This window comes from Intrasporangium calvum, from assembly GCF_028446585.1.
In the GTDB taxonomy this organism is placed as follows: domain Bacteria; phylum Actinomycetota; class Actinomycetes; order Actinomycetales; family Dermatophilaceae; genus Intrasporangium; species Intrasporangium calvum_A.
Genome location: NZ_JAPFQL010000052.1, coordinates 1 through 25,330, shown reverse-complemented (window position 1 = coordinate 25,330; position 25,330 = coordinate 1). Strand labels below are relative to the sequence as shown.

General features: G+C 69.9%; 28 protein-coding genes and 1 pseudogene. 25 read left to right on the top strand and 4 right to left on the bottom strand.

Annotation, left to right across the window (positions count from 1 at the left end):
* Positions 1-63: 63 nt before the first annotated feature.
* From OO014_RS12640 to OO014_RS12610, 7 genes are all read left to right on the top strand, one after another.
* Positions 64-966, top strand: a complete 903-nt coding sequence (locus OO014_RS12640; protein WP_420485510.1) for a branched-chain amino acid ABC transporter permease — start codon at positions 64-66, stop codon at positions 964-966.
* Positions 966-2,081, top strand: a complete 1,116-nt coding sequence (locus OO014_RS12635) for a branched-chain amino acid ABC transporter permease (protein ID WP_272462677.1) — start codon at positions 966-968, stop codon at positions 2,079-2,081. The genes OO014_RS12640 and OO014_RS12635 overlap by 1 nt, the downstream gene beginning before the upstream one ends.
* Positions 2,078-2,971: an ABC transporter ATP-binding protein gene (locus OO014_RS12630; protein ID WP_272462676.1), complete on the top strand. Its 894-nt coding sequence runs from the start codon at positions 2,078-2,080 to the stop codon at positions 2,969-2,971. Before OO014_RS12635 ends, OO014_RS12630 begins: the two co-directional genes overlap by 4 nt.
* Complete coding sequence (locus OO014_RS12625) at positions 2,968-3,681, top strand: ABC transporter ATP-binding protein (protein WP_272462675.1); 714 nt, start codon at positions 2,968-2,970, stop codon at positions 3,679-3,681. Before OO014_RS12630 ends, OO014_RS12625 begins: the two co-directional genes overlap by 4 nt.
* Positions 3,671-4,750, top strand: coding sequence for a proline racemase family protein (locus tag OO014_RS12620; RefSeq protein ID WP_272462674.1), 1,080 nt, complete (start codon positions 3,671-3,673; stop codon positions 4,748-4,750). Before OO014_RS12625 ends, OO014_RS12620 begins: the two co-directional genes overlap by 11 nt.
* A 14-nt stretch (positions 4,751-4,764) precedes the next feature.
* Entirely contained in the window at positions 4,765-5,481 is a 717-nt protein-coding gene (locus OO014_RS12615) for a GntR family transcriptional regulator (RefSeq protein ID WP_272462673.1), read from the top strand.
* 98 nt (positions 5,482-5,579) lie between these two features.
* Positions 5,580-6,140, top strand: a complete 561-nt coding sequence (locus OO014_RS12610; RefSeq protein ID WP_272462672.1) for a sugar O-acetyltransferase — start codon at positions 5,580-5,582, stop codon at positions 6,138-6,140.
* Positions 6,141-6,199: 59 nt separating this feature from the next.
* On the opposite strand, the gene OO014_RS12605 is transcribed toward OO014_RS12610, so the two are convergent.
* Positions 6,200-6,631, bottom strand: a complete 432-nt coding sequence (locus tag OO014_RS12605; RefSeq protein ID WP_272462671.1) for a hypothetical protein — start codon at positions 6,629-6,631, stop codon at positions 6,200-6,202.
* A gap of 94 nt (positions 6,632-6,725) precedes the next feature.
* On the opposite strand from OO014_RS12605, the gene OO014_RS12600 reads away from it, so the two are divergent.
* From OO014_RS12600 to OO014_RS12585, 4 genes are read left to right on the top strand one after another with little or no spacing between them, the layout of a single operon-like run.
* Entirely contained in the window at positions 6,726-7,055 is a 330-nt protein-coding gene (locus tag OO014_RS12600; protein ID WP_272462670.1) for a PadR family transcriptional regulator, read from the top strand.
* A 2-nt stretch (positions 7,056-7,057) separates the two neighbouring features.
* Entirely contained in the window at positions 7,058-7,423 is a 366-nt protein-coding gene (locus OO014_RS12595) for a DUF1048 domain-containing protein (RefSeq protein ID WP_272462669.1), read from the top strand.
* The gene (locus tag OO014_RS12590; RefSeq protein ID WP_272462668.1) at positions 7,420-8,214 is read left to right on the top strand and encodes an ABC transporter ATP-binding protein; all 795 of its coding nucleotides are present in this window, start codon (positions 7,420-7,422) and stop codon (positions 8,212-8,214) included. Before OO014_RS12595 ends, OO014_RS12590 begins: the two co-directional genes overlap by 4 nt.
* The gene (locus OO014_RS12585) at positions 8,211-8,972 is read left to right on the top strand and encodes an ABC transporter permease (protein WP_272462667.1); all 762 of its coding nucleotides are present in this window, start codon (positions 8,211-8,213) and stop codon (positions 8,970-8,972) included. The genes OO014_RS12590 and OO014_RS12585 overlap by 4 nt, the downstream gene beginning before the upstream one ends.
* A 127-nt stretch (positions 8,973-9,099) precedes the next feature.
* Here the strand turns inward: OO014_RS12585 and OO014_RS12580 are convergent, their stop codons facing one another.
* Entirely contained in the window at positions 9,100-9,681 is a 582-nt protein-coding gene (locus OO014_RS12580; protein ID WP_334685047.1) for a MarR family winged helix-turn-helix transcriptional regulator, read from the bottom strand.
* Between the two features lie 141 nt (positions 9,682-9,822).
* Between OO014_RS12580 and OO014_RS12575 the strand changes: the two genes are divergently transcribed.
* Positions 9,823-10,752 (top strand): acyl-CoA thioesterase, encoded by a 930-nt coding sequence (locus tag OO014_RS12575; protein WP_272462666.1) that lies wholly within the window; start codon positions 9,823-9,825, stop codon positions 10,750-10,752.
* A 198-nt stretch (positions 10,753-10,950) separates the two neighbouring features.
* Positions 10,951-11,061 (top strand): annotated as a pseudogene (locus tag OO014_RS12565) (transposase); the annotation flags it as partial.
* Positions 11,062-11,293: 232 nt separating this feature from the next.
* Here the strand turns inward: OO014_RS12565 and OO014_RS12560 are convergent.
* Complete coding sequence (locus OO014_RS12560; RefSeq protein WP_272462665.1) at positions 11,294-11,884, bottom strand: TetR/AcrR family transcriptional regulator; 591 nt, start codon at positions 11,882-11,884, stop codon at positions 11,294-11,296.
* Positions 11,885-12,073: 189 nt separating this feature from the next.
* On the opposite strand from OO014_RS12560, the gene OO014_RS12555 reads away from it, so the two are divergent.
* From OO014_RS12555 to OO014_RS12540, 4 genes are read left to right on the top strand one after another with little or no spacing between them, the layout of a single operon-like run.
* Positions 12,074-13,255, top strand: a complete 1,182-nt coding sequence (locus OO014_RS12555) for a cytochrome P450 (RefSeq protein WP_272462664.1) — start codon at positions 12,074-12,076, stop codon at positions 13,253-13,255.
* A complete protein-coding gene (locus OO014_RS12550; protein WP_272462663.1) occupies positions 13,252-13,449 on the top strand; it encodes a ferredoxin in 198 nt (65 codons plus the stop codon). Before OO014_RS12555 ends, OO014_RS12550 begins: the two co-directional genes overlap by 4 nt.
* A complete protein-coding gene (locus tag OO014_RS12545; RefSeq protein WP_272462662.1) occupies positions 13,446-14,606 on the top strand; it encodes an NAD(P)/FAD-dependent oxidoreductase in 1,161 nt (386 codons plus the stop codon). Before OO014_RS12550 ends, OO014_RS12545 begins: the two co-directional genes overlap by 4 nt.
* A 10-nt stretch (positions 14,607-14,616) precedes the next feature.
* Positions 14,617-15,540: a LysR family transcriptional regulator gene (locus tag OO014_RS12540; protein WP_272462661.1), complete on the top strand. Its 924-nt coding sequence runs from the start codon at positions 14,617-14,619 to the stop codon at positions 15,538-15,540.
* Between the two features lie 25 nt (positions 15,541-15,565).
* Here OO014_RS12540 and OO014_RS12535 read toward each other — a convergent pair whose 3' ends face one another.
* Positions 15,566-16,180, bottom strand: a complete 615-nt coding sequence (locus tag OO014_RS12535) for a TetR/AcrR family transcriptional regulator (protein WP_272462660.1) — start codon at positions 16,178-16,180, stop codon at positions 15,566-15,568.
* Between the two features lie 197 nt (positions 16,181-16,377).
* Between OO014_RS12535 and OO014_RS12530 the strand changes: the two genes are divergently transcribed.
* The 8 genes from OO014_RS12530 to OO014_RS12495 all read left to right on the top strand — a co-directional run.
* The gene (locus OO014_RS12530; protein ID WP_272462659.1) at positions 16,378-17,994 is read left to right on the top strand and encodes an MFS transporter; all 1,617 of its coding nucleotides are present in this window, start codon (positions 16,378-16,380) and stop codon (positions 17,992-17,994) included.
* Positions 17,995-18,177: 183 nt separating this feature from the next.
* A complete protein-coding gene (locus OO014_RS12525) occupies positions 18,178-19,206 on the top strand; it encodes a phosphotriesterase (protein WP_272462658.1) in 1,029 nt (342 codons plus the stop codon).
* 2 nt (positions 19,207-19,208) lie between these two features.
* A complete protein-coding gene (locus OO014_RS12520) occupies positions 19,209-20,162 on the top strand; it encodes a phosphotriesterase family protein (RefSeq protein ID WP_272462657.1) in 954 nt (317 codons plus the stop codon).
* A gap of 27 nt (positions 20,163-20,189) precedes the next feature.
* Complete coding sequence (locus tag OO014_RS12515) at positions 20,190-21,314, top strand: FAD-dependent monooxygenase (protein ID WP_272462656.1); 1,125 nt, start codon at positions 20,190-20,192, stop codon at positions 21,312-21,314.
* Between the two features lie 4 nt (positions 21,315-21,318).
* A complete protein-coding gene (locus OO014_RS12510) occupies positions 21,319-22,242 on the top strand; it encodes an alpha/beta hydrolase (protein ID WP_272462655.1) in 924 nt (307 codons plus the stop codon).
* Positions 22,243-22,247: 5 nt separating this feature from the next.
* On the top strand, positions 22,248-23,216 hold the full coding sequence (locus OO014_RS12505) for an MBL fold metallo-hydrolase (RefSeq protein ID WP_272462654.1): 969 nt from the start codon (positions 22,248-22,250) through the stop codon (positions 23,214-23,216).
* A gap of 18 nt (positions 23,217-23,234) precedes the next feature.
* Positions 23,235-24,989 (top strand): CocE/NonD family hydrolase, encoded by a 1,755-nt coding sequence (locus tag OO014_RS12500; protein ID WP_272462653.1) that lies wholly within the window; start codon positions 23,235-23,237, stop codon positions 24,987-24,989.
* Positions 24,986-25,330 (top strand): acetyl-CoA acetyltransferase (locus OO014_RS12495; protein ID WP_272462652.1); only part of this gene is annotated, 345 nt, incomplete at its 3' end. The genes OO014_RS12500 and OO014_RS12495, both read left to right, overlap by 4 nt.

Here is a 25,330-nt window from a genome sequence, read left to right as displayed (position 1 = left end):
CCCCGGGGACCGCACCCTCCCGCCCGTCCGGCCGAGACTCCGGCCGCCGCCCCCAGGAGTCCCATGGACTACTACCTCCAGCTCGTGCTGAACGGTCTGTTCGTCGGGTCGTTCTACGGCCTCGTAGCCCTCGGCTACTCGATGGTCTACGGGATCATCAAGCTGCTCAACTTCGCCCACGGTGACGTCTACATGGTCGGTGCCTTCGCCGGTTACACCATGCTCACCGTGGGGGCCGGCGTCCTCGGCGGCGGCTCGCTCGTCGCGCTCGTGGTCATCCTGCTGCTGGCGATGATGCTCACGGGGACCCTTGGCCTCGTCCTCGAGCGCATCGCCTACCGTCCGCTGCGGTCCGCCCCCCGCCTCTCGGTGCTCATCACCGCAGTCGGTGCGAGCTTCGCGCTGGAGTACGGCATCGCCGTCAGCTACGGGCCCAACCCCCGCGTCTATCCCTTCGGCTTCGGCAACGCGTCGGTGTCCATCTTCGGCGCACGGCTGACGGTCGCGCAGCTGGTCATGATGGCCGTCGCCGTCGGCCTCATGGTCGCGCTCGACCTGCTCGTCCGGCGGACCCGCTCCGGTCGCGCGATGCGGGCCATCTCGCAGGACCCGAAGGCGTGCCTGCTCATGGGGATCAACGTCGACAACGTCATCTCGCGCACCTTCTTCATCGGCTCGGCGCTCGCCGGCGCCGCTGGCGTCATGGCCGGCGCGTACTACGGCAAGGTCGACTTCCTGATGGGCTTCATCATCGGCCTCAAGGCCTTCACCGCGGCGGTGATCGGCGGCATCGGCAACCTCCGCGGCGCCGTCCTCGGTGCGATCGTGCTGGGCCTGCTCGAGTCCTTCGGCACCGCCTTCCTCGGAGCCCAGTGGCGTGACGTCTTCGCGTTCGCCTTCCTCATCCTGTTCCTGACCGTGCGTCCCACTGGGTTGCTCGGCGAGCGAGTGACGGAGCGCGTCTGATGTCACAGGACACTCACCAGACCTCCCCCGAAGAGGGCCCATCCGGCTTCGTGCAGGCCGTCGACGAGCGTGGGGCGGCGGTCGTCGCCGCGGCGGGCAAGGGGCTGACTCCGCGGCGTTCTGCGGGACCGCCCAAGGCGGTCAGCCGGGCGCTCAGCCACCCGCTGTTCGCCTGGGCCGTCGTCGCCTTCGCGATCGCGATGCCCTTCATCAACTCGCAGGCCTACGCGATCCGGATCTCCACCGACGCCCTGATCTTCGTCATGCTCGCGGTCGGGCTCAACGTCGTCGTGGGCTACTGCGGCCTGCTCGACCTCGGGTACGCCGCCTTCTTCGCGATCGGCGCCTACACCTCGGGCATCCTCGCGACGACCTTCGACTGGCACATCGCGCTCACCGTCCCGTTCGTCATCATCGCGGCCGTCATCGGCGGGCTCCTCATCGGTGGACCGACCCTCCGGCTTCGCAGCGACTACCTCGCCATCGTCACGCTCGGCTTCGGCGAGATCATCCGCATCACGGCCAACAACCTCGACTTCACCGGCGGGCCCAACGGCATCTTCGGCATCCCCGACTTCGGCAACTTCGGCCTGCGCACGGACATCGCGACCTACTGGGTCACCGCGGGCGTCGTCTCCCTCGCGGTGCTCGCGTCGGCTCGCCTGGGCCGCGGGCGACTCGGCCGCGCCTGGCGGTTCGTCCGCGAGGACGAGGACGCCGCCGAGGCGATGGGGATCCACACCTACAAGATCAAGTTCGCGGCCTACGTCACGGGCGCCATCTTCGGCGGGCTCGCCGGGGTGCTGTTCGCGGCCCACCAGACCGCGATCTCGCCGATGAGCTTCAACTTCCTCTGGTCGGCGCTCATCCTCATGGCCGTCGTGCTCGGCGGCATGGGCTCCACGCCCGGCGTCGTCGTCGGGGCGCTCGTCATCTCGCTGCTGCCCGAGCTGCTGCGCGGCGCCGAGAACTGGCGCTACCTCGTCTTCGGCGTGCTGCTCATCGTCGTCATGATCTTCCGCCCGCAGGGCATCTGGCCGCACCGCGTCTCGGAGAAGCCGTCGAAGATCGAGAAACGGCGAGCGCGCGAGCAGGCCAAGGGGGTGTCGGCATGAGCGCCCAACCCGCGTCCGACGTGACCTCGAGCCGGGCACCCCTGCGGCCGGTCCTGCTCGCGGTGCGCGACATGACCGTCGCCTTCGGGGGCGTGACCGCCGTCAACGGGCTGAGCTTCGACGCGCACCAGGGCGAGGTGCTCTCCGTCATCGGCCCCAACGGCGCGGGCAAGACGAGCGCCTTCAACTGCATCACGGGCTTCTACAAGCCCTCCGCGGGCCGGGTCGTCTTCGACGGGCACGACATCACGGGGAAGCGACCGGCGATCATCGCGGGGCGTGGGGTGGCCCGGACCTTCCAGAACCTCCGGCTCTTCGGCGAGCTCACCGTGCTGGACAACGTCCGCGCCGGGATGCACGTCCGCCTGCGCCAGAACGCGTTGGACGCGGTCCTGCACACCCCCCGCTACCACCGCAGCGAGCAGGAGGCGACGGACGAGGCGCACCGCTGGCTCGACTTCGTCGGGTCCTCGGGCGACCGGGGCGGCGCGGTGCGCAACCTGCCCTACGGCGAGCAGCGGAGGGTCGAGATCGCGCGTGCCCTGGCGCGGGAGCCGAAGATGCTCCTGCTCGACGAGCCGGCCGCCGGCCTCAACCACGGGGAGAAGGAGGCCCTACTGGGCCTGCTGCGACGGATCAGCGAGCTCGGCACGGCCGTGGTGCTCATCGAGCACGACATGGGCTTGGTCATGGAGGTCTCGGAGCGGATCGTCGTGCTCAACTACGGCAAGGAGATCGCCGAGGGCACCCCCCACGAGATCCGGACCAACCCGGCCGTCATCGAGGCCTACCTCGGCTCGACTGATGCCGAGGCGCGGGCCGAGGCCGAGCAGGTCGCGCAGATGAGCGACGCGGAGATCTTCGGCGAGCAGGAGGAGGGTCGGTCATGACCAACGTGCTCGAGGTCGAGGACCTGCGCGTCAACTACGGCAAGGTCGAGGCTCTCAAGGGCCTGACGATCACGGTCGGCGACGGCGAGACCGTGTCGCTGCTCGGCAACAACGGGGCGGGGAAGTCGACGACTGTCTCGACGATCAGCGGTGTCGTGCGCCCCGTGTCCGGGCGGATCACCGCCTTCGGCGAGGACATCACCCACGCCAAGCCGTGGGACCTCGTCGAGCGGGGGATCGTCCAGGTCCCCGAGGGGCGCCGCATCTTCTCGCGGCTCACAGTCCACGAGAACCTCCAGATCGGCGGCTACGCCGTCAAGGACGGCAAGAAGATCGACGAGCGGATCGCGGAGGTCTACGACCTCCTGCCGCGCCTCGCCGAGCGGCGCAACCAGCAGGGCGGCACGCTGTCGGGTGGTGAGCAGCAGATGCTCGCCATCGGACGGGCCATGATCGCCGCCCCGAGGCTCCTCATGCTCGACGAGCCGTCCATGGGTCTGGCGCCGCTCATGGTGGCTCAGGTCATGGACGTCGTGCGCTCGATCAACGAGCGCGGCACCGCCGTGCTGCTCATCGAGCAGAACGCACGGTCGGCGCTCAAGGTGGCCAGCCGTGGCTACGTCCTCGACTCCGGCGTCGTCTCGATCGAGGGCAGTGCCGAGGAGCTCAGCCAGGACCCGCGCGTGGTGGAGGCCTACCTTGGCAAGTGATCTCAGTCGGAGCGGGAGCGGCGTCGAGCTCGTCACCGTCGACTACCACACGGGTGGCGAGCCGTTCCGGATCGTCGCGCAGGGCACCGTGGAGCTCGTCGGGGACACGGTCGCCGAGCAGCGGGTGCACGCCATCGGGGACCCGGGCGTCCAGCACGTGCGGGCCCTGCTCTGCTCGGAGCCGCGGGGCCACGCCGACATGTACGGCGGCTTCGTCACCGACCCGGACGACGGAGGTGCCGAGCTCGGGGTGCTGTTCTGGCACAAGGACGGTTTCTCGACGGCGTGCGGCCACGGCACCATCGCGCTCGGCGTCTGGGCCGTCGAGAGCGGCCGGGTTCCCTTGCAGGAGAGTGGCTCTCGCGACGTCCTCATCGACGTGCCCTCCGGCCGAGTCACCGCACGCGTGAACTTCGAGGACCACGCCGTGAGCAGCGTGTCCTTCGTCAACGTGCCGAGCTGGGTCCACCGGCGGGGTGTCCCGGTCACGACCTCGCGCGGAGAGGTGACCTGCGACATCGCCTTCGGTGGGGCGATGTATGCCGTCCTGCCGGCTTCCGCGGTCGGGCTGCGGGTGCGCCCGGAGGACCTTCCCGACCTCATCAGGACGGGGCGGGAGATCCGCAACGGGCTCAACGCGGTCGATGCGGCGGAGCATCCGTCTGACCCGCGGCTGTCCGGCATCTACGGCACGATCTTCGTCGAGGACGTCGCCCCCGACGACGAGGCGGCCGCGGCTCCCTTCGAGGGCCTGACGTCCCACGGCGCCGTGCACCAGCGCAACGTCGTCATCTTCTCTGATGGCGAGGTCGACCGGTCCCCGTGCGGGAGCGGGACGGCTGCGCGCGTGGCGTTGCTCGCCGACGAGGGGCGACTCGGTGAGGGTGACGTCCTCGTCCACGACTCGATCGTCGGCAGCCGCTTCCGCGCGCGGGTCGCCGAGCGGTGCCATGTCGACGGCCATGACGCCGTGGTGCCCGAGGTGACCGGGACGGCCCACCGGGTCGGTTCCAGCGTCTTCACCGTCGATCCGCGCGACGAGCTCGTGCCCGGATTCGTGCTGCGCTGAGGAGGATGAGGACGATGACCACGCCAGATGCGTCAACCCAGCACGACTTCGCGCTGCCCACCTTCGGGGACCAGGTCAACCTTCGCCAGCAGGTGGGCGAGGCGCTCCGGGCGCTGCTCATCACGGGCCAGATGCGCCCCGGCCAGGTCTACTCCGCGCCGCGGCTCGCCGCGCAGTTCGGCGTCTCGGCCACGCCCGTGCGAGAGGCGATGCTCGACCTCGTCAGCGAGGGGCTCGTCGAGGTGGTGCGCAACAAGGGTTTCCGGGTCACGGAGCTCGACGACCGGGAGCTCGACGCCATCGCGGAGCTGCGCATCCTCATCGAGGTGCCCGTCATGGCCTTCGTGGCAGAAGCCTGCGAGGGCGACATCGCCGTGGAGGTGGAGCGGCTGCGGCCGGTGGCGCAGCGGATCACCGAGGCAGCTGCCGCGGGCGATCTGATCACCTACACCGAGGCCGACATCGAGTTCCACACCCGCTTCCTGGCCCTGCACGGCAACCACCACGTCGTCTCCGTGGTGCGCGACATGCGGCACCGGTCGCGGCTCTACGGTCTCGAGGCGCTCGCCCAGGCGGGTGTCCTTTCCCAGCTCTCGCGCGAGCACGAGCTCATGGTCGACGCCGCCCTTCGCCGCGACCGGGACGACATGTCGCGCATCATGACGCAGCACCTCGGGCACATCCGCTCGACCTGGGCCGGTCGCCCACCCGGCAGGACCGACGCGATCTGACGCCGGACCCGGCGGTCGGGACTCAGCCACGACGCCGGCCCGCACGCGAGCAGGCGCGAGCCCAGCGGCATACGGCACCTCATGCGTAGCGTGGGCCCATGAGTGGGAAGACGATGCGGGAACGGATGCTGGCCGGAGAGCTCTACATCGCCGACGACCCCGAGCTGGGGAAGGGCAACCGGCGGGCGCAGAGCCTGACCCACCGGATCAACACCACGGACCCGACGCGGGGCGACGAGGTGCGCGCCCTGTTCACCGAGCTGCTCGGGGCGTTCGGCGACGGCTCGGAGATTCGCCCGCCGTTCCGCTGCGACTACGGCTACCAGACCCGGGTCGGCGCTCGCACGTTCGCGAACTTCGGCCTCGTCTCTCTCGACGTCGCGACCGTGACCATCGGTGACGACGTCCAGATCGGCCCCAACGTCCAGCTCCTCACCGCCACGCACCCGCTCGAGCCGGGTCCGCGCCGCGACAAGTGGGAAGCCGCGGAGCCGATCACCATCGGCGACAACGTCTGGCTCGGCGGCGGGGTCATCGTCTGCCCGGGGGTGACCATCGGGGAGAACACCGTGGTCGGTGCCGGGTCCGTCGTCACGAGGGACCTGCCCGCGGGAGTCGTCGCCGTGGGAAGCCCCGCGCGGGTCATCCGGGAGCTGTGACCTCCTCGACCAGGTGAGGGTCAGGTGACCGCCCCACGCTGACGGAAGCGCTCCTCCTGTCAGGCGGCTCGGGTGCGCTGGGCCACCTCGAGGATGACGCCCCACAAGCCGAGACCCAGCAGCGCTGCCGCCGGGATGAGGAGGGGGGAACGCCACGGCTCGAAGGCGCCGTAGCCCTGCCCGGCCATGATGACGGCCCACGTCAGCAGGAGTCCCACAGCGAGCTCGGTGACGGACAGGACCAGTGAGCGGGAGCGGGCGCGGTGGTCTCGTGGGTCGCGCAGGACGGTCACCGCCACGGTCGTGAACAACAGCCCGAGGAGGCCGAGCAGGACGGCCGGCACGAGGAGCACTCCACCCAGCTCGGCGTTCGGCTGCTGGCTGGCGACGACCAGCACGGCCGCGAGGACGAGCGCTGCCACCCCGGTGGCCACGTGGCCCAGAGCGACGACGTCGCCCGCGCCCCGTCGCGGCAGCCGGTCCGATCGCATGGGGTCATCGAACCAGAAAATGCCCTTGCGACGTCACTATTCAGCGTTACTATGTACTGGTAGTCAGTGTTGTTGAGTAGTGACGGAGGTCCGGATGGGCAAGCAGATGACAGAGATGCTCAAGGGCACCTTGGAGGGGATCGTCCTGGCGATCCTCGGCGTCCAGCCGGCCTACGGCTACGAGATCACGGCTCGGCTGAGGGAGCGGGGGTTCGAGGACCTCGCGGAGGGCACCATCTACGCCCTGCTCATCCGGATCGAGCAGCGCGGCCTGGTCGACGTGGAGAAGGTCCCGTCGGAGAAGGGGCCGCCGCGCAAGGTCTACTCGCTCAACCGCCGGGGACAGGAGTACCTCGAAGAGTTCTGGAGGACGTGGAGCTTCCTCTCGGAACGCATTGGACAGCTCCACGAAGGAGAAGTGTGACCATGACCAGCTGGATCGAGGCCGTCACCGGGTCGCTCGGGCAGAAGAAGCAGTACAAGCAGGCGAAGGCGCGCCTGGACGCGCTGCCCGAGCCGTACGGCAGCGTCGCCAAGGCGCTGCAGCGCTACCTCATGTACTACGGGGGCGTCACCGACGGCGGCACCATCGTCACGATGATGGTCGACCTCGTCGAGCTCTGGGAGCGAGCCGCCGCCGACGGCACGTCGGTCCGCGCCATCGTCGGGGACGACCCCGTCGAGTTCGCCGAGACGTTCGCCCAGGCGTACAGCGGCAAGCAGTGGATCGACAAGGAGCGCGCCCGCCTCACCAAGGCGATCGAGGACGCCGAGAAGGGAGGGCCGAGATGACCACCGAGGTGGGCCACCGCCCGGCGATCCGGGTCCACGGCCTGGAGAAGTCCTACCAGGAGCTGGAGGTGCTTCGCGGCGTCGACTTCGACGTCGAGCGAGGCAGCATCTTCGCCCTCCTGGGGTCCAACGGGGCCGGCAAGACGACGGTCGTGAAGATCCTGTCCACGCTGCTCCATGCGGATGCGGGGGCCGCGGCAGTCAATGGCTTCGACGTGGCCACGCAGGCGGCACGCGTCCGCGAGTCCATCAGTCTGACCGGGCAGTTCGCCGCAGTGGACGAGATCCTCACCGGGCGGGAGAACCTCGTCCTGGTCGCCAGGCTGCGCCACGTCGCCCATCCCGGCGCCGTCGCGGACGACCTGCTCGATCGTTTCTCACTGTCCGATGCAGCCGCCCGCAAGGTGTCGACGTACTCCGGTGGCATGCGCCGCCGTCTCGACATCGCGATGAGCCTCATCGGCGACCCCGAGGTCATCTTCCTCGACGAGCCGACGACCGGGCTCGACCCGCAGGCCAGGCTCGAGGTGTGGCAGGCCGTCAGGGCGCTCGCCGCAGCGGGCGTGACGGTCCTGCTCACGACGCAGTACCTCGACGAGGCCGAACAGCTGGCCGACCGGATCGCGATCCTCCACGGCGGTCGGATCATCGTCAACGGCACCCTCGCCGAGCTCAAGGAGCTGCTGCCGCCCGCCCGGGTCGAGTACGTCGAGAAGCAGCCGACCCTCGAGGAGGTCTTCCTCGCCCTCACCGGCGACCAGACCGGCGACCAGAAACAGGAGCAGTCATGAAGGAGCACTTCCTCGGCGACACCGCCGTCCTGCTGGGACGGTCCCTGCGCCACATCACCCGCAGCCTCGACACCATCATCACGACCGCGATGATGCCGATCGCCTTCCTGCTGCTGTTCGTCTACGTCTTCGGTGGGGCGATCGGCTCGAGGGTGGGCTCGTACGTGGACTACCTGCTCCCCGGCATCCTCATCATCACGGTGGCGTCCGGCATCTCCTACACGGCGTTCCGGCTCTTCCTCGACCTCAAGGGCGGCATCTTCGAGCGCTTCCAGTCAATGCCGATCGCCCGGTCGGCGGTGCTGTGGGCGCATGTGCTCACCTCGATGGTCGCCAACCTGATCTCGATCGTCGTCGTCGTGCTCGTCGCGGTGCTCATGGGCTTCCGGTCGAGTGCAGGGGTGCTGGCGTGGCTCGCGATCGCGGGGATCCTGGCCCTCTTCACGTTGGCGCTGACGTGGCTCGCGGTGATCCCCGGGCTGACGGCCAGCACCGCTGACGGAGCGAGTGCGTTCGCGTACCCGCTGATCTTCCTGCCGTTCATCAGCTCGGCCTTCGTGCCGACCGACACGATGCCGGGGCCGGTCCGTGCCTTCGCCGAGCACCAACCGGTGACGGCCATCGTCAACACGATCCGCAGCCTCTTCACGGGGCAGCCGGTCGGCGCTGACATCGGGGTGGCGCTCGCGTGGTGCGTCGCCATCCTCGTCGTCGCCTACGGCTTCGCGATGGTGACCTACCGCCGCAGGATCGCCTAGGTCGCCCCGAGGAGAGTCCACCCGGCAGCGGGAGCGAGCTCAGCGGCATACGGCATTGACGTTCGTATGCCGCTGGGCTGGCTCCGCGCGTTCCTGACCTCCCAGCCCGCGACCGAGGCTCGTCCGGTCAGGAGGCCTCGGCTGCCGCCACAGCGGGGTCTGGCGGCACGGTCATCCGGCCCTGCGGGTCCAGCCGGCGCAGCAGCTGGTCGGCGATCTCGCCGAGTGTGTGGAGCTGACCGGGGGTGAGGGCGTCGACGACATGGTGACGAACCGTGGTGACATGCCCCGGTGCAGCGGCGACGAGGGCTTCCCAACCGGCGTCGGTCAGTCGCGCGTTGGTGGCCCGGCCGTCCTCGAGACACTGGGAGCGGGTGACGAGTCCGCGTTCCTCCAGTCGGCGGACCACGTGCGAGAGCCGGGGGAGGGTGGCGTTGGTGCGATGGGCGAGCGCGCTCATCCGCAGGGTCCGCTCGGAGGTCTCCGAGAGCATCGCGAGCAGGTAGTAGTCGAAGTAGGTCAGGTCGGCGTCGCGACGCAGCTGCGAGTCGAGCGCCGCTGGGAGCAGCTCCAGCACCGCGCTCAGGCGCACCCAAGTGGCGCGCTCCTCGGACGTCAGCCACTGGGGCGCCGGCGCGACCTCCACGCCGGAGGCGCCCCAGGAGGCCGGATCGGCGGCTCCCTCGGCGAGGGCGGGGATATCGGTCATGACTCCAGTGTAGCGCAGAAAGTTGATGCTTCAACTATTTATCCTGCGGGAGCCAGCCCAGCGGCATCCGGCCGAGGGGGTTGAGGTAGTACCTGCAGAAGACGCCGTCATGGGCTGCATCGCACGGCATAGCCTGACCTCGTGCACGACCCAGAGATCATCCTGCGCTTCCTGGCGGCCCCGACCGATGCCGGCCAGTCCGGCAGCGTGAGCGCGGGCCGGGTGCTCGAGTGGATCGACAAGGCCGGGTATGCGGCGGCTGCGCGGTGGAGCGGCGGCTACACCGTCACCGCCTACGTCGGCAACGTGCGCTTCAGCCGGCCGGTCGAGGTTGGCGACCTGGTCGAGGCGCGCGCCCGCGTCATCCTCACCGGACGGTCGAGCATGCACGTCACCGTGCAGGTCAGCTCGGGGCCGCCGTCCACCGGCGGGGTCGAGCCCGCGACCCAGTGCCTGATGATCTTCGTGGCCGTCGACGGGGAGGGACGCCCGACGCCGGTGCCCACCCTGGAGCCGCGGACGATGGAGGAGCGACTGCTCTCCGCGTGGGCCGAACGTCGCACGGACCTGCGCGCGCAGGTGCAAGCGGTGATGGAACGCCAGACCTACAGCGACGCCGGCACCGCACCGCGGGAGGTGCTGCGCTTCCTGGCGGCCCCGACCGACGTCAACTGGGGCGGCAAGGTCCACGGCGGCATCGTCATGCGCTGGATCGACGAGGCCGCGCACGTTCTGGTGACGCGATGGACGCGCAACTGCCGCAACGTGGCGATCTTCACCGGCGGCGTGCGCTTCTACCAGCCGCTGCACATCGGCGACGTGGTCGAGGTCGAGGCCCGGCTGCTGCACACCGGCCCGCACTCGGTGCACGTGGGCGTCCACGTGCGCTCCGGCGACCCGGCCACCGGGGAGCTGGAGCTGACGACCTTCTGCCGGACGGTCTTCGTCGTCCTCGACGAACAGCGACGGGCTGCGGCCGTGCCACGGTGGGAGCCCGCCAGCGACGAGGACCGGGCGCTCGACGAGCACGCCATGGAGCTGGTGGCGATCCGCGAACGCTTCGGGGAGTAAGCGATCTGAGCGGGAAGTCCGCCGACCGGGCCGCCCCAGCCGCCTCGATGACCTGTCCGACGTGCAGCTGGTGGTCGCCGCCGTCGTACGACTGCCATGGTCGGCACCGGAATGTTGCCAGGGCACCCTCGAGGCTCGGGGCCAGGTCGTCGTGGGTGGGACGCCACGCGAGCTCGGGGGAGTCCCGCGGGCCCGGGAGGCAGCTTCGAACCGGTGATCGTCAAGAAGCGGCAGCGGCGCCTGAGCGATGTGGATGCGGTCGTGTTGTCGCTTTTCGCCCACGGCCTGACCACCAGAGCTCAATCTGCCCCTCGCCGCGTTTCCCGGGCGAAAGGTCAGCGCGGTCTTCGAGAGGCCGCTGCACGACGGGGACGAGCACGAGGTCGAGTCGCAGGTGGACCGGCTCGCACACCGTCGTGCACGTGGACGAGGCCCACGGCGCCCCCGTTGCCCGCCGCGCTGCGAGAAGTCCTCACCCGCTCGTTGCGCCCGGGCTCAGCCGACAACGGGGAGGAAGAACCATGAGGTGGTCGCCTCGCGGCTACTCCGTCAGCAGGTGCAACCACGACTCGGTGAGCTCGTCAAGGCAGACCTCACGCTGCCGGTCGTTGCGCCATCCCACCGCGAAGTAGCGACGCGAGAGGTACTCGAACTCGCCGAATGCGAGCAGGCTGCGGACCCTCCGGCGTTCGGAGTCGAACCGGCCGACTCGCTGCAGGCCGGTTGCCATCTGCTGCACGACCTGCTCGTACCATTCCTCGGTTCGCTCGGCGACGTCCGGCTCGTGAGAGGCCTGGTAGCTCACGATCATGTAGGGCTTGATGGTGTCCCACTGGTTCATCCGCGACTCGAGCCACGCCCGGACCTCGGCTCGTTCGCCCGACGCCACCACGTCGCTGAGCGAGGGGCCTTCGAGGGAGACCAGCATCTCGTGGGCCCGGCCGACCAGCTGACCCACCAGCTCAGCCTTCGACCGAAAGTGGAGATAGAACGTCGTGCGCGTGGCACCGGCTTCCTTCGCGATGTCATCGATGGTCGCGGCGGCATACCCCTTGCGGATGAAGACCTCGAGCCCGCTGTGGAGGAGGAGGTCCCTCGTCATGGCCTTCTGTGCCTCGCGCAGGTTTCGCATGACTGGACCCTACTCCCAGTACGTCGCTTGATGAGTTGCACCGTTCGGTAGGTGGGCAAGGTGTCGCATCACCGGATGATCCTCGTGATGCGCCAGATGCATGTAGGGCCATAAATAATATGCGGTTGCCTAATGGCGCGGCAGCCTTCACCTTGGGTGGCAACCTGTCCCGCCCAGCCGAGGTGCCCCATGACCGACTCCACCCCGCCCGTGTCCGACATCGACCTGTTCGACGACGCCGTCACGGTTGACCCCTGGCCGACCTACGCCGCGCTGCGCGAGCTCGCCCCCGTGGTCTACCTGCCCGCGAACGACACCTATGTGCTCACGAGATATGAGGGCATCCGCAACGCCCTGCTCGACTGGGAGACGTTCTCGTCCGTCAACGCCATCGGCTTCAACCCGATGGTCAACGAGGCGCTGACCGGCACGTCCCTCGCGTCGGACCCGCCTGTTCACACGCAGCTGCGGGCGACCCTGACCGAGAACCTGTCTCCGCGGGCGCTGCGTGGCCTCAAGGCCACGATTGACACGAAGGCCGACGCGCTCGTCGAGCAGCTCGTCAACAAGGGCTCGTTCGAGGCCATGGACGCACTGGCCCGAGCACTGCCCCTCGAGGTCGTCGCGGACCTCATCGGCTTCACCGGTGACGCCAGGGACAACATGCTCCGGTGGGGCCAGGCCGCCATGCAGGTCATCGGCCCGATGAACCAGCGCACCGCCGAGAACTTCCCCATCGCGGGCGAGCTCTATGGGTGGTGCTCGAACGTCACCGCTGAGGACCTCCAGCCGGGGTCGGTCGGGCGCGGCATCTTCGATGCCGAGGCGCGTGGCGACATCCCGCCCCACACGGCCGGCCACATCATCCACCAGTACCTCGGCGCCGGCGTCGACAGCACGATCGCCTCGATCGGCAACATCATCGCCCTCTTCGCCGCCCACCCCGACCAGCTCGCCCTCGTCCGCGAGGACCCCTCCCTCGTTCCCGCGGCGTTCAACGAGGTGCTGCGCTACTGGCCACCGCTCCACGTGTGGGGCCGGCGCGCCACGAAGGACGTCGAGGTCGAGGGCCTGCGCATTCCGGCTGAGGCGCACGTCGGGATCCTCTTCGGCGCCGGCAACCACGACCCCCGCCACTACGACGACCCCGAGGCGTTCCTGGTCGAGCGCAACCCCGTGGACCACCTTGCCTTCGGCTACGGCCCGCACGGGTGCGCGGGTCAGGGGCTTGCCCGTCTCGAGGCCCACGCCGTCATCGACGCGCTCGCTCGCCGGGTCGAGCGGCTCGTCGTCGGCCCTGAGGTCCGCATCCCGACCAACATCACCCGCAGCATCGAGCAGCTGCCCGTCCTCGAGGTGGTGCCGGCATGAGGATCGTCCTCGACCGCGAACGCTGCGAGGGCCACGGGCTCTGCGAGGAGGCCGCGCCCGACCTGATGCACCTCGACGACGACGGCGAGCTCGTGCTCGACCGCGAGGAGGTCTCCGACGACGACCCTGCGGCGGCCGCCCGGGCCAACGGGGCCGTCCGGGTCTGCCCGGTCGCGGCCCTGCGCATCGCATGAGCGCGGCGGCCGAGCAGGCGGGCCAGGTCAAGCGGGTCGTCGTCGTGGGCAACGGCATCGCCGGCCTCACCGCGGCGGACACGCTGCGCGGCACCGGCTTTGACGGGGAGTTGACGATCGTCGGCGACGAGTCCCACGCGGCCTACAGTCGACCGGCCCTGTCGAAGGCGCTCCTCCACGACGGCGACGACCTCTCCCACGAGCTCCCGTCTCCGACCCATGGGGCCACCGAGCTCCTCGGGGTGCGGGCGACGGGTCTCGACCTCGAGCGACGACGCGTCGCTCTCGACGACGGGACGGATCTGTCCTACGACCGGCTGGTCATCGCGACGGGCTCGCGGGCGCGGCGGCTGTCCGACCTGCCCGAGGAGGTCACCTTGCGGGGACTCGACGACGCGCTCGCGCTGCGCCGTCGCCTCGCCGACAAGCCGTCGGTGATCGTCGTGGGCGGCGGGCCCCTCGGCATGGAGATCGCCTCGGGGTGCCTCGCGGCGGGCTCGACGGTGACCGTCGTGTCGCAGGGGGTCCCCCTCGTCCTCCAGCTCGGCCCCCATCTCGCCGACGTCTTCACCGCCGCGGGGCGCGAGCGTGGTCTCACCGTCGTGGAGACCGAGCTCGCGCGCCTCGAGCGCTCTGCAGAGGGGTATGCCGCCCGCGTCGTCCTCGACGACGGAACCGTCCTCGAGGCGGACCTTGTCGTCACAGCCGTGGGCGACGTCCCCAACACCGAGTGGCTCGCGAGCAGTGGCCTGGTGAGCCAAGGTGGACCGCTCACCGTTGACAGCCGCGGACTCGTGCGGCCCGACATCGCCGTGGCCGGTGACCTCGCAGCCTTCCCCACGCCCCACGGCACACGCCGGATCCCGTTGTGGAGCAGTGCGATCGAGCAGTCCAAGGTTGCCGCTGCTGCGCTCATCCAGGGTCAGGAGGCTCCGACGCTGCAGTTCCAGCCGTACTTCTGGACCGAGCAGTTCGGCCTCAGCCTCAAGGCGGTTGGCTACCTGCCGGTCGTCGGCGCACCCGCCTACGTCGACGGTGGTCCCGATGGCCCCGCGTTGATGCGGTGGGCCCATGGCGACGGGACCGCCGTCGCTGCTGCCCTCAACTACCGCATCCCGATTCCTCGGCTCCGGCGGGTGACGCAGCAGGCGGCGTAGATTCGTCGCCATGAGCGACGTGGGAGAGGGGGCGAGGGGCTCAGGGCTCGACCGACTGGCCTCGGTCAACCTCAACCTCCTGGTCCCCCTCCTCGCGATCCTGGAGGAGCGCTCCGTCACGAAGGCGGCCGAGCGCGTGGGGCTGACGCAGCCCGCGATGAGCCATGCCCTCCAACGGATGCGACGGCTGCTCAACGACGACCTGCTCGTCCGGCATGGCAGCGGCGTCACGCTGACCCCCCGCGCGCTCGAGCTGATCGCGCCGGTGCGGGCCACCCTCGAGCGCGCCGCACAGGTCGTCAACTTCCCGTCCTTCGACCCAGAGGCCGACCGACGCGTCATCACCGTCGCCATGACGACGAGCACGGCATTCGTGCTCGGCCCGCGGCTGAGCCGGCTCGTGCGCGAGCGGGCGCCACACGCGACTTTGCGGATCCGCACCATCACCGTGCCGACCGAGTCGACCTTCACCGAGCACGGCGTCGACGTCGTCCTGCTCTCGGAGGCCTTCGCCTCGCCCTACCCACGCGAGCGGCTCTACGACGACCGCATCGTCGTCGTCGCCTCTGCGGACACCCCCCCGGAGGCGGGCGCCCTCGACCTGCTCACCAGCCAGCCGCACGTCGTCGTCGACTCCGAGCGTCGGGTCTTCCCGTATGCCGTCCTCGAGGAGCAGGGGGTCAGCTACCGCGTCGGTCTGCTCGTCTCGGACTTCCTCCTCGTTCCGTACCTCGTCGCGCGCGGGGGCGGCGTCGCGCTGCTGCGCTACCGGGTCGCTGCGGAGATGAGCACGCTCGTCGACCTGAGGATCGAGGACGCGCCCTTCCGGCTCCCCGGCCTCGGCATCGACATGGTCTTCAACCCGCACCTGGCCGACCAGTACTTCGTGGCCTGGCTGCGCCAGATGCTCTTCGAGGCGGCGCTTCCCGAGTGAGCGTCGGCCGCGAGGCGGGGACGCCTCAGCGCCGCCCGATCGAGGCGACCCAGCTCTCGGCGAGGACCTCGAGCATCTCGTCGCGAGCGACGCCCCAACGGTCCGGCTTCCACTGACGCGCAACGTGGTCGAGCTCGGCGATGGCGAGGACGCTTCGGAAGTGACGGGTACCCGCCGGGAAGCGGTCGGCCCGGTCCAGGCCCTCGCTGATGTCGCCGATCGCCTCATCCAGCCACTCGTCCAGAAGGGCGCGGATCTCGGGGTCGACGGCCGCGGCCTCGTGGGCGGTCGTGGTGTAGGGCCGAATCGCGTCCCACCGCTCGGAGCTCGTGGCGAGCCACGCCCGGATCCGCTCGGGTGATCCGTTCTCGACGACCGCGACGAGCTCGCTCTCGGTCGAGCCGCGCTCGGCGGAGGGGACCCGGTCGAGCAGGGGATTGAGCCGCTCGGCGATGAGCGCCTTGACGACGTCGACCTTGGACGGGAAATAGGCGTAGAAGGTCACGCGGGTCGTCCCCGCCGCCGTCGCGATGTCGTCGACCGTCGTGGAGGCATAGCCCTTCGACACGAAGAGGTCCAATCCGGCGTCGAGCAGCAGGGTGCGCGTCATCTCCTTCTGTGCCTCACGCAGCCTCGCCATGGCGCCAGCGTAGGGCACGCAGGACAGGGTGCGTGCACTCTGCTCGCTGGAAATACGAGATGGGCAGGCTATTGACGGAGTGTAAAGCGATATGACACCTTGCCAATCGAAGTGAGGTCGAGCACTTCGGTGGCGGGCCGGGCCCTCTCACCGCCCGACCGCCACCATCGCCCCCTTCAACGAGGAAGACATCCGCAATGACGCAGACCATCGGGCGCATTCCCGGCTACACCGCCACGGTCGTAGCCGGATCCTTCGCCGTCCTGCTGGCCCAAGTGGCCTACTCGCTCCCCGGCGCCTTGAACGGCACCTTCCAGCAGGAGTTCCAGGCCACCGGCTCGGAACTGACCTGGATCACCGCAGCCTTCGCGATCCCCATGGTGGTCTTCGAGCTGACCACCGGTGTGATCGGTGACCTCTTCGGCCGCAAGCGCCTGCTGCAGGCCGGCGCTCTCCTGACGGTCCTCGGCTCCCTGGTCGCAGCCCTCGCCGGCACCGTCCAGGTGATGTGGGTCGGCCAGGTCGTCGCAGGCCTCGGCGCCGCAGTGCTCTACCCCATCTCGCTCGCCATGATCGCCGCGCTCGCACCCGACCACGACGCCCGTGCCAAAGCGATCGCCCTGTGGGCCGGGTTCCTGTCCATCGGCGCGGCGATCTCGCCCTTGCTCGGTGGCGCCTTCGCGGCGAGCGGAAACTGGCGTGGCGCTTACGTCGTCGTCATCGGCGCGGCGATCGTGTCGATCGTGCTCACCGCCCGGGCGACCGACTCCTCGGCCCCCGACGGCCGAAAGCTCGACATTCCCGGCCAGGTGACCCTGGCCGTCGGCCTCATCGCTGTCCTCTATGCCGCGACACAGGGATCGGACTCCGGCTTCCTCCAGCCGAGCGTCGTCCTCGCCTTCGTGGTGGGAGTGCTGCTCCTCGTCGCCTTCGTCGTCATCGAGCTGCGCACCGAGTCCCCGCTGCTGCACCTGCACCTCTTCGCCAACCGCGCGTATGCCGTCGTCGCGGTCGCCACGGTCATCGGCATGTTCGCCTTCCTGGCCACGGCCTTCTCGATGAGCATCTGGCTGGGGGCCATCCAGCACCAGAACCCGCTCATCATCGGCGTGATGTTCCTCTTCATCCAGGGCCCCGCCTTCGTCCTCGTGCCCGTCGTCTCGCACCTGATCCGCAACGTCCCGGCGCGCTGGATCCTCACGGGCGGTTTCATCCTCATGGCCGCCGGCGGCATCTGGCCCTCGACCTTCGACGTCAACGACATGGGGTGGACCCGCTTCATCGCCCCGATGCTCCTGCTCGGCATGGGCTTCGCACTCACGGTCGGCTCGATCACCGCCGTCGCGATCAACACGGTGCCCGTGCGCCTCGCCGGCATGGCGAGCGCGACCACCAACCTGCTGCGTGACCTCGGCTTCGCGCTCGGCCCGGTCCTCATCGGCGCGGTGGCCTTCAGCAAGGCCAACGAGTGGATGCTCGCGAAGCTTGGCCCGGCGATCGGTGCGTCCGGCCTCCAGCCGCCCTACAGCGACATCGCCGGCGGCATCGCAGCCCAGGGCGGCGCGATGGCGATCAACTCCATGCCCGTCGTGCCCGGGCCGGGGCCGGACCTGCCTCCCGTCCCGATGCCGGAGCAGCTCCAGCAGCTCGCGTTCGAGTCGCTCGGCGACGCGTTCAACACGGCGTTCCTCCTCGCGGGCCTCTGTGCCCTGCTCGCTGCGGCGTTGACCCTCTTCGGCCTGTTCGGTCACCGAGAGCCGTCCGCCGAGGTGGAGAGCGGAGAGCACGACGAGGAGCTCGCACCCACGCACTGAGGGCCAGCAGGGAGGCTCGGCCCCCGTCTCCCGCGAGGCGGGGGCCGCCCCTGCGCTCCGAATCCCCTTGTTTTACATTGCGATCATTCGATTGACACACTGTAAGAATTAATGTCACCCTTCAGCATCGCCCACCCCGGGCGTGCGACGACGTGAGCAAGGACGCTGACGAAAGGAGTGCCGGTGAACGGCAACCCACCCGCCGAGGGGCCGACCGTCAACACGGTGCTGGGCCCGGTGCCCGCAAGCGAGCTGGGCGTCATCTCGGTCCACGAGGCGCTGCTGTCCGTCGTGCCGGGCGCGGAGCACGCCTTCGACGTCACGATCGACCGGGCCGAGATCTTCGAGGCCCTCGCGGCGAAGCTGCGCGACTTCCGCGGGCACGGCGGCGGGACGATCGTCGACAGCACCGGGATGTTCCACGGCCGCGACGTTCGGCTGCTCGAGGCGCTGTCCCGCGCCACCGGCGTGCACATCGTCGCCTCGACGGGCATGGGTCCCGAGGAGCTGCTCGGCGGCTACTTCCTCACCCCACAGACCAACCCCCCGACCCCGTGGCCGGCGGAGAAGTTCGCCGACCTGTTCGGCAAGGAGGTCACCGAGGGCATGGTCGTCCCGCGCGTCGAGCGCCGCGGCGCCGCCGGCCTGGTCACGACGACCGCCACCCGGGAGGGCATGACGGCCACCGACGAGAGCCTCTTCCGGGGCGCGGCCCATGCGGCTGTCAGCACCGGGGTCCCGGTGTCGATCCGCTTCGGCGCCGACGCGGTGCACGACCTCGAGATCGTCCTCGATGAGGGACTGCCCGCCGGCCGCGTCGTCGTCGGCGGGCTCGACCGCACGGACGCGTATGCCGCTGGGTGGCCTCTCGCGGTCGCCCGACGGGGTGCATACGTCGCCCTCGACCACGTCGGCACCGAGGGTGACGGACACGTCAGCGACGCCGAGCGTGCTGCCCTCGTGGCCGAGCTCGTCGAGTCAGGTCACGGCGACCGGGTCCTGCTCTCGATCGGCACCCCCGGTGTCTCCAAGGGCGAGCCCACCCGTGATCTCACCCCGGAGCAGCCCTGGAGCCACCTGCTGACGACCTTCGTCCCGCTCCTCAAGACCCGCGGCCTCAGCGACGAGGACGTCCAGCGGATCGTCGTCGACAACCCCCGCGACCTGCTGACGGTCGGCCCGCACGCAGCGCACGAGCAAGAGGTGGCCTGAGCATGCCCAGAGTGAACACCGTCCTGGGGCCGATCCCCACCGAGGAGCTCGGCCTCGTCGCCGTCCACGAGCACATCGGCTACGGCATGCCCGGCTCCGAGCTCGACACCCGCTGGTGGAAGACACCCGAGGAGCGCTACGACGAGACCGTCCCCAAGCTGCGCCAGTTCCACGAGTACGGCGGCGGCACCTTCGTCGACGCGACCGGCATCTGCAACGGCCGCGACGTCAACTACTACCAGTCGCTCTCGGAGAAGACGGGAGTGCACATCGTGGCCTCCACCGGCTTCGTCGGTGGCGACACCGCCCTGCCCTTCTTCGCCCGAGCCACGGTCGACTACCTCGCTGCACACTTCACCCACGAGATCACCGTGGGCATCGGCAACACGGGCGGCAAGGCCGGCATCATCAAGGTCGGCGTGAGCCGCGGCGGCCGGATGACCGACCTCGACAAGCGCATCTACCGCGCCGCCGCGAGGGCCGCCCTCGCTACCGGCGTCCCAGTCCTCACGCACCTGGCCATCGACGCCGAGAACGCCATCGCGATCTTCACCGAGGAGGGCCTGCCCCTCGACCGCGTGCTCTTCGGCCACGTCGACGACGGCGTCAACGCGGACAAGACCCGTGACACGTGGATCGCCGACCAGGGTGGCCGGATCGGCTTCGACACCTTCGGCTACGAGACCGAGCTCCCGGACCCGCCCTTCTGGGCGCGTCCGCGCAAGGAGCGGCTCGAGCACTTCCTGCGCTTCATCGGCGAGGGCCGCCTCCACCAGGTCCTCGCCTCCGCTGACGCCAACTGCAGCCCCCTCGGCTGGCCCGGCGTCGAGGGCCACACCGTCAACTACATCTTCGAGGACCTCATCCCCGACCTTCGCGCGGCCGGCCTCGACGAGGCCGCCATCAGGACGATCTTCGTCGACAACCCCGCCAGCTTCCTCAGCATCGCCAACTGACAGCACGAACTGACAAGGACGACAGTCATGCACTCCTCAGACCTCAGCAACCTCGACATCGCCGTCATCGGCGCAGGCTACGGCGGTGCCGCGGCCGCCAAGGCACTCTCCCTCCTCGGCGCCACTGTCAACGTCTACGAGCAGGCGAGCCAGATCCGCGAGGTCGGCGCCGGCATCGGCCTGCGCCCGTCCTCGATGGACCAGTTCCGCCAGTGGGGCATCTTCGACGCGATCGCCAAGGTGAGCTCGGCGAGCGACTACTTCGAGATCCTCAGCGCGACCAGCCACCCGATCATGAAGGACGAGTGGCCGGGGATGGAGGAGTACGACGTCAAGACGCACACTCACCTCATCCACCGCGGCGACTTCATCGAGGCTCTCGTCGGCGTCCTCCCCGAGGGCATGGTCCACCTCGGCCACAAGCTCGAGCGCATCGAGGACAAGGGCGACCGGGCCGTCGCGACCTTCACCAACGGCGTGACCGTCGAGGCCGACCTCATCGTCGGCGCCGACGGCATCAAGTCCACGGTCCGGGAGCAGCTCTTCAGCGACCAGCAGCCGGTCTTCGCCGGCGAGCACGCCTACCGCGCCGTGGTCGACGTCGACGACGCCCACGGGCTCGTCGTGGACGACAACCTGAGGATGTACGTCGGGCGCGGAACGAAGGTGTACGTCCTGCCGTTGCGTCACCGCGGCCAGATGTCCTTCGACGTGACAGCGCTGCGCACCGACAGCAGCTGGTCGCCGGAGCCGTCCAAGGACGACCTCATGGCCATGGTCGAGGGCTTCGACGAGCGGATCGTCGCGACCGCGCGCGACCTCGACATGGCCAAGGTCAACGTCCGCGCCGTCTACGACATCGACCCGGTCGACACGTGGCACTCCGACTCCGTGGCGCTGCTCGGCGACGCCGCCCACTCGATGTGCCACCACCAGGGTCAGGGCGCGAACTCCGCCATCCTCGACGCCGGTGGCCTCGCCGACGCCCTCCGTGAGGCCCGCTCGGTCAAGGAGGCGCTCGCCCTCTACCAGGCGACGCGCAAGCCGGTCACCGACGAGCTGCAGCGCATCTCCCGTCAGGGCTGGAGCGAGGACGAGATCAACGACGTCTTCCCCGGCCAGAAGCCCGCGGCCCAGCAGCCGCAGAACTGAACCCATGCCGCTGCATCCCGAGATCGCCAAGGTCCTCGCCACCCTGCCGGCACCGCCGCCGGGTCCACTCGACCCGGTTGCGATGCGCGCCGGCGAGGAGGCGATGGTCCCACCGCCCGAGGAGCGGCTCCCGCTTCACACTGTCGAGGACCTGACCGCGCGCACTGCCATCGGCGACGTGCCGGTGCGGGTCTACACGCCGGCGGACTCCGCGGCATACGGCGTGCTGGTGTACTTCCACGGAGGGGCGTTCTTCCTCGGCAGCCTCGACACGCACGACCACGTATGCCGCTCACTGGCCCAGGCGACCGGCCTGCGGGTCGTCTCGGTCGGCTACCGGCGAGCGCCCGAGGCCGCCTTCCCGGCCGGTCTCGAGGACTGCTACGCAGTCGTCCGCTGGGTCGCCGAGCACGGCGATCGCCTCGGCTGGGACGGCGAGACCCTCGCCCTTGCGGGGGACAGCTCCGGCGGCACCTTCGTGGCCGCCGTCGCGGCGATGGCGCACGACGACGGCTTCGACCGGATCACCCACCAGGTGCTCTACTACCCGTCGCTCGACCTCGACTTCGACGAGGACCGCTACGCCTCGCTGCGGGAGAACGCCGTCGGCTACGGCCTCGAGACCGCAGCCCTCAAGCCGTTCAACGCCTTCTACCTCGCGAGCGGCGCCGACCCCGACGACCCCCGGGTCTCCCCGATCAAGCGGACGGACCTCAGCGGCCTGCCGAAGGCGCTCGTCGTCACGGGCGAGCTCGACCCGCTGCGCGACGAGGGCGAGGCGTATGCCGCCCGGCTGCGCGAGGCAGGCGTCGAGGCCACGGTCAGCCGCTATGCCGGGGCCGGCCACGGCTTCGTCCAGCACTTCTCGTGGATCCCGGACTACCAGCGGGTCTTCGAGGAGACCGCAGCCTTCCTGGGCAGGCGGTGAACGCGATGACGGACGTCGCGATCCACCCGCTGGTCTCGCCGTGGGGACGCTTCGGGCTCTACAGCTTCTACATCGACGCACCCGAGCCCGCCATCGTCGACACCGGCATCGCGTCCTCACCAGCGGAGGGGATGGCCCCGGCGCTCGCGGCGATCGGTCGCCGCATCGAGGACGTCCGCTGGATCCTGCTGACCCACGGTCACATCGACCACGTCGGCGGGGCGCACGCCCTGTGGGAGCTGACCGGCCGGCGTGCCCAGGTCGTCATCCACGAGGCCGACGCGCCGCTGCTGCGCTCGCGCCGTGCGCACGTCGACGAGTACCTCGCCGGGCGGGGTCGCTACCTGGGCGATCCCGAGGGGGAGGCGAAGGTGACAGCCGCTGCCACCGCGGTCATCTCCGGGGAGCTGGAGCCGACCCTGCTCGTCAAGGGGGGCGAGACCCTCTCCCTCGGCGGTGACGTCACGGTGTCGGTCCACTCGATCCCCGGCCACACGGCGGGCTCGGTCGCCTACGTCGTCGACGGCCAACGATCGGTCTTCGTCGGGGACGCCGTCCAGGTCCACGGGGCGGCCAACGGCTTCCCCGGCTTCGAGGACCCGACGGCCTACCGCGCGAGCCTCGAGTACCTGCGCGACGAGGTCCGACCCAGGCACCTGTACCTCGGCCACCCCTACCGCAGAGCCGACGGGACGGCATACGGCGTGGAGCTCGACGCCGCACAGACGGCCGAGGCGCTGGGCGAGAGCCTCGAGATCGAGGACCGTGTCGCGGCGGCCGCCCACGGCTGCCTCTGCGCAGGGCTCCAGGAGTCGTCCTCGCCCTACTCGCCCTTCGCCCCTGTCGCCGCACAGGTCGGCTACGAGAACGACCCGACCCTCGAGCCGTCGCCGTTCTTCACGTCGCTGCACGGCTACCGCACGCGCCACGAGACCCAGCACTCCACGACCGAACACCGCACCGAGAACCACTGACAGAGGAGCACCGCAGCCATGGCTGACGCCCAGACCATCCGGGCCGGACTGCAGGACATCGTCGTGCACAAGGACCTCCGGGTCCCGATGCGCGACGGGGTCACGCTGGCCGCCGACGTCTACCACGGCACCGAGGACAAGCCACGGCCCGCACTCGTCGCGCTCAGCCCGTACGGCAAGGAGCTGCAGGCTCTCGCGCTCACGACACCGCCGCAGCGGCGGCCCTCGCCGATGTGGGACGGCTGCATCGAGGCCGGCGACATCGCTCGCGTCGTCGCCGAGGACTACGTCCACGTCATCGGCGACCTGCGCGGCTCGGGCGACTCCGAGGGCGAGCACATCGGGAACTACAACGCCGGCGGGGTCTCGCTCGGCCAGGACGCGTACGACTTCATCGAGTGGGTCGCCGAGCAGCCGTGGTGCGATGGCAACGTCGGCATGATCGGCATCTCCTACTTCGGATCGATGCAGGTCTTCGCCGCCGCCGAGCGTCCGCCGCACCTCAAGGCGATCTTCGTCTCCGGCGGCCACTACGACTTCTACGAGACGACCTACCACGGCGGCATCATGTGGTTCATGCCGCGCGCCGCCCGCGAGGGCCGCGGCGGCGACTCCGGCTGGGCCTTCACCGACCGCGTGAAGTCGCGGATGCTCGAGACCTACTCGCCCGAGGAGATCAAGGGGCGAGTCGCGAAGCGCCTCGAGGACCCGGACGTGGCCGCCTGGCCGAACCTCGTCCACCTGCTCCACTACCCGAAGAACCACGAGGCGTGGTTCGACATCGTGATGAACGAGCTCGACGGCGAGTGGTACGAGGAGCGCAACCCGATCAACCTCGCAGCGAACATCGACATCCCGGTCTACCTCCAGATCGACCAGGGCCGTGGCTGGACCGTCGACGGGCACATCGAGCTCTTCGAGACCCTCAAGGGACCCAAGAAGCTCGACATCGGCTCCTACCCGCCCATGCAGTCGCGCCCGTGGATCGAGGAGCACGACACGATGTTCCGCTGGTACGAGTACTGGCTCAAGGGCATCGACAACGGCGTCATGGACGAGCCCGCAGTGAGTGTCTTCGTCGAGGGGTCGCGCGAGGTCGTCACCGCGGACACGTGGCCGCCCCGGGCGGTCGACTACACGCCGGTCTACCTGCGGCCGCGCCGCAAGCTCTCGCTCGAGCCCGAGCTCATGGGCGCCGAGCACGCCGCTCCCGACGGCTTCTACCAGGCGCCGCTCACCGTCACCGACAAGGTCGAGATCATCGACTGGAGCACCGCGCCCTTCGAGGAGCCGACCGAGATGATCGGCACCGGAGCGGCGCACCTCTTCGTCGAGATCGACCAGCCCGACACGAACCTCATCATGCGGGTCTGGGACGAGGCGCCGGGCGGCAAGCGGCAGCTCATCACGACGGGCTTCCTCAAGGCCTCGCACCGGGAGCTGGATGAGGAGCGGACCAACGAGGGCAACCCCTATCACCCGCACACCCGCGCAGTGCCGGTCGAACCGGGCGTGATCGAGGAGTACGTGCTGCGGCTCTACCCGTTCGCGGCGACGTTCCTGCCCGGGCACCGGATGGTCGTGGAGCTGTCCAACGACGAGCCGCTGACGGACGCGCACAACGCCCTGCTGCCGCCGGACGCCTTCCACCTGCCGGTCGGTCGCCCGGTGACGCACAAGATCTACCGCGACGCGGCGCACCCGTCGCGGCTCGTGCTGCCGTTCACGCGGAAGGCGCCGGCGTCGCAGGCGTCGCCGGAGGGCGAGCGGTGAGCGACGCCTTCGTCTACGCCGCGGTCCGGACTCCGTTCGGCCGTTTCAACGGCGGCCTCGCCGGGGTGCGCCCCGACGACCTCGCAGCGGGCGTCATCGCGTCGCTGCTGGCCAAGGCGCCGGGCCTCGACACAGCGGCCGTGGACGAGGTCGTCTGGGGCAACGCGAACGGCGCGGGGGAGGAGAACCGGAACGTCGCCAGGATGGCCGCGCTCCTCGCGGGGCTGCCGACCTCGGTCCCCGGCACCACCGTCAACCGGCTCTGCGGCTCGAGCCTCGACGCCGCCATGATCGGCTCGCGCGCCATCGAGACGGGCGACGCCGACGTCGTCCTCGTCGGC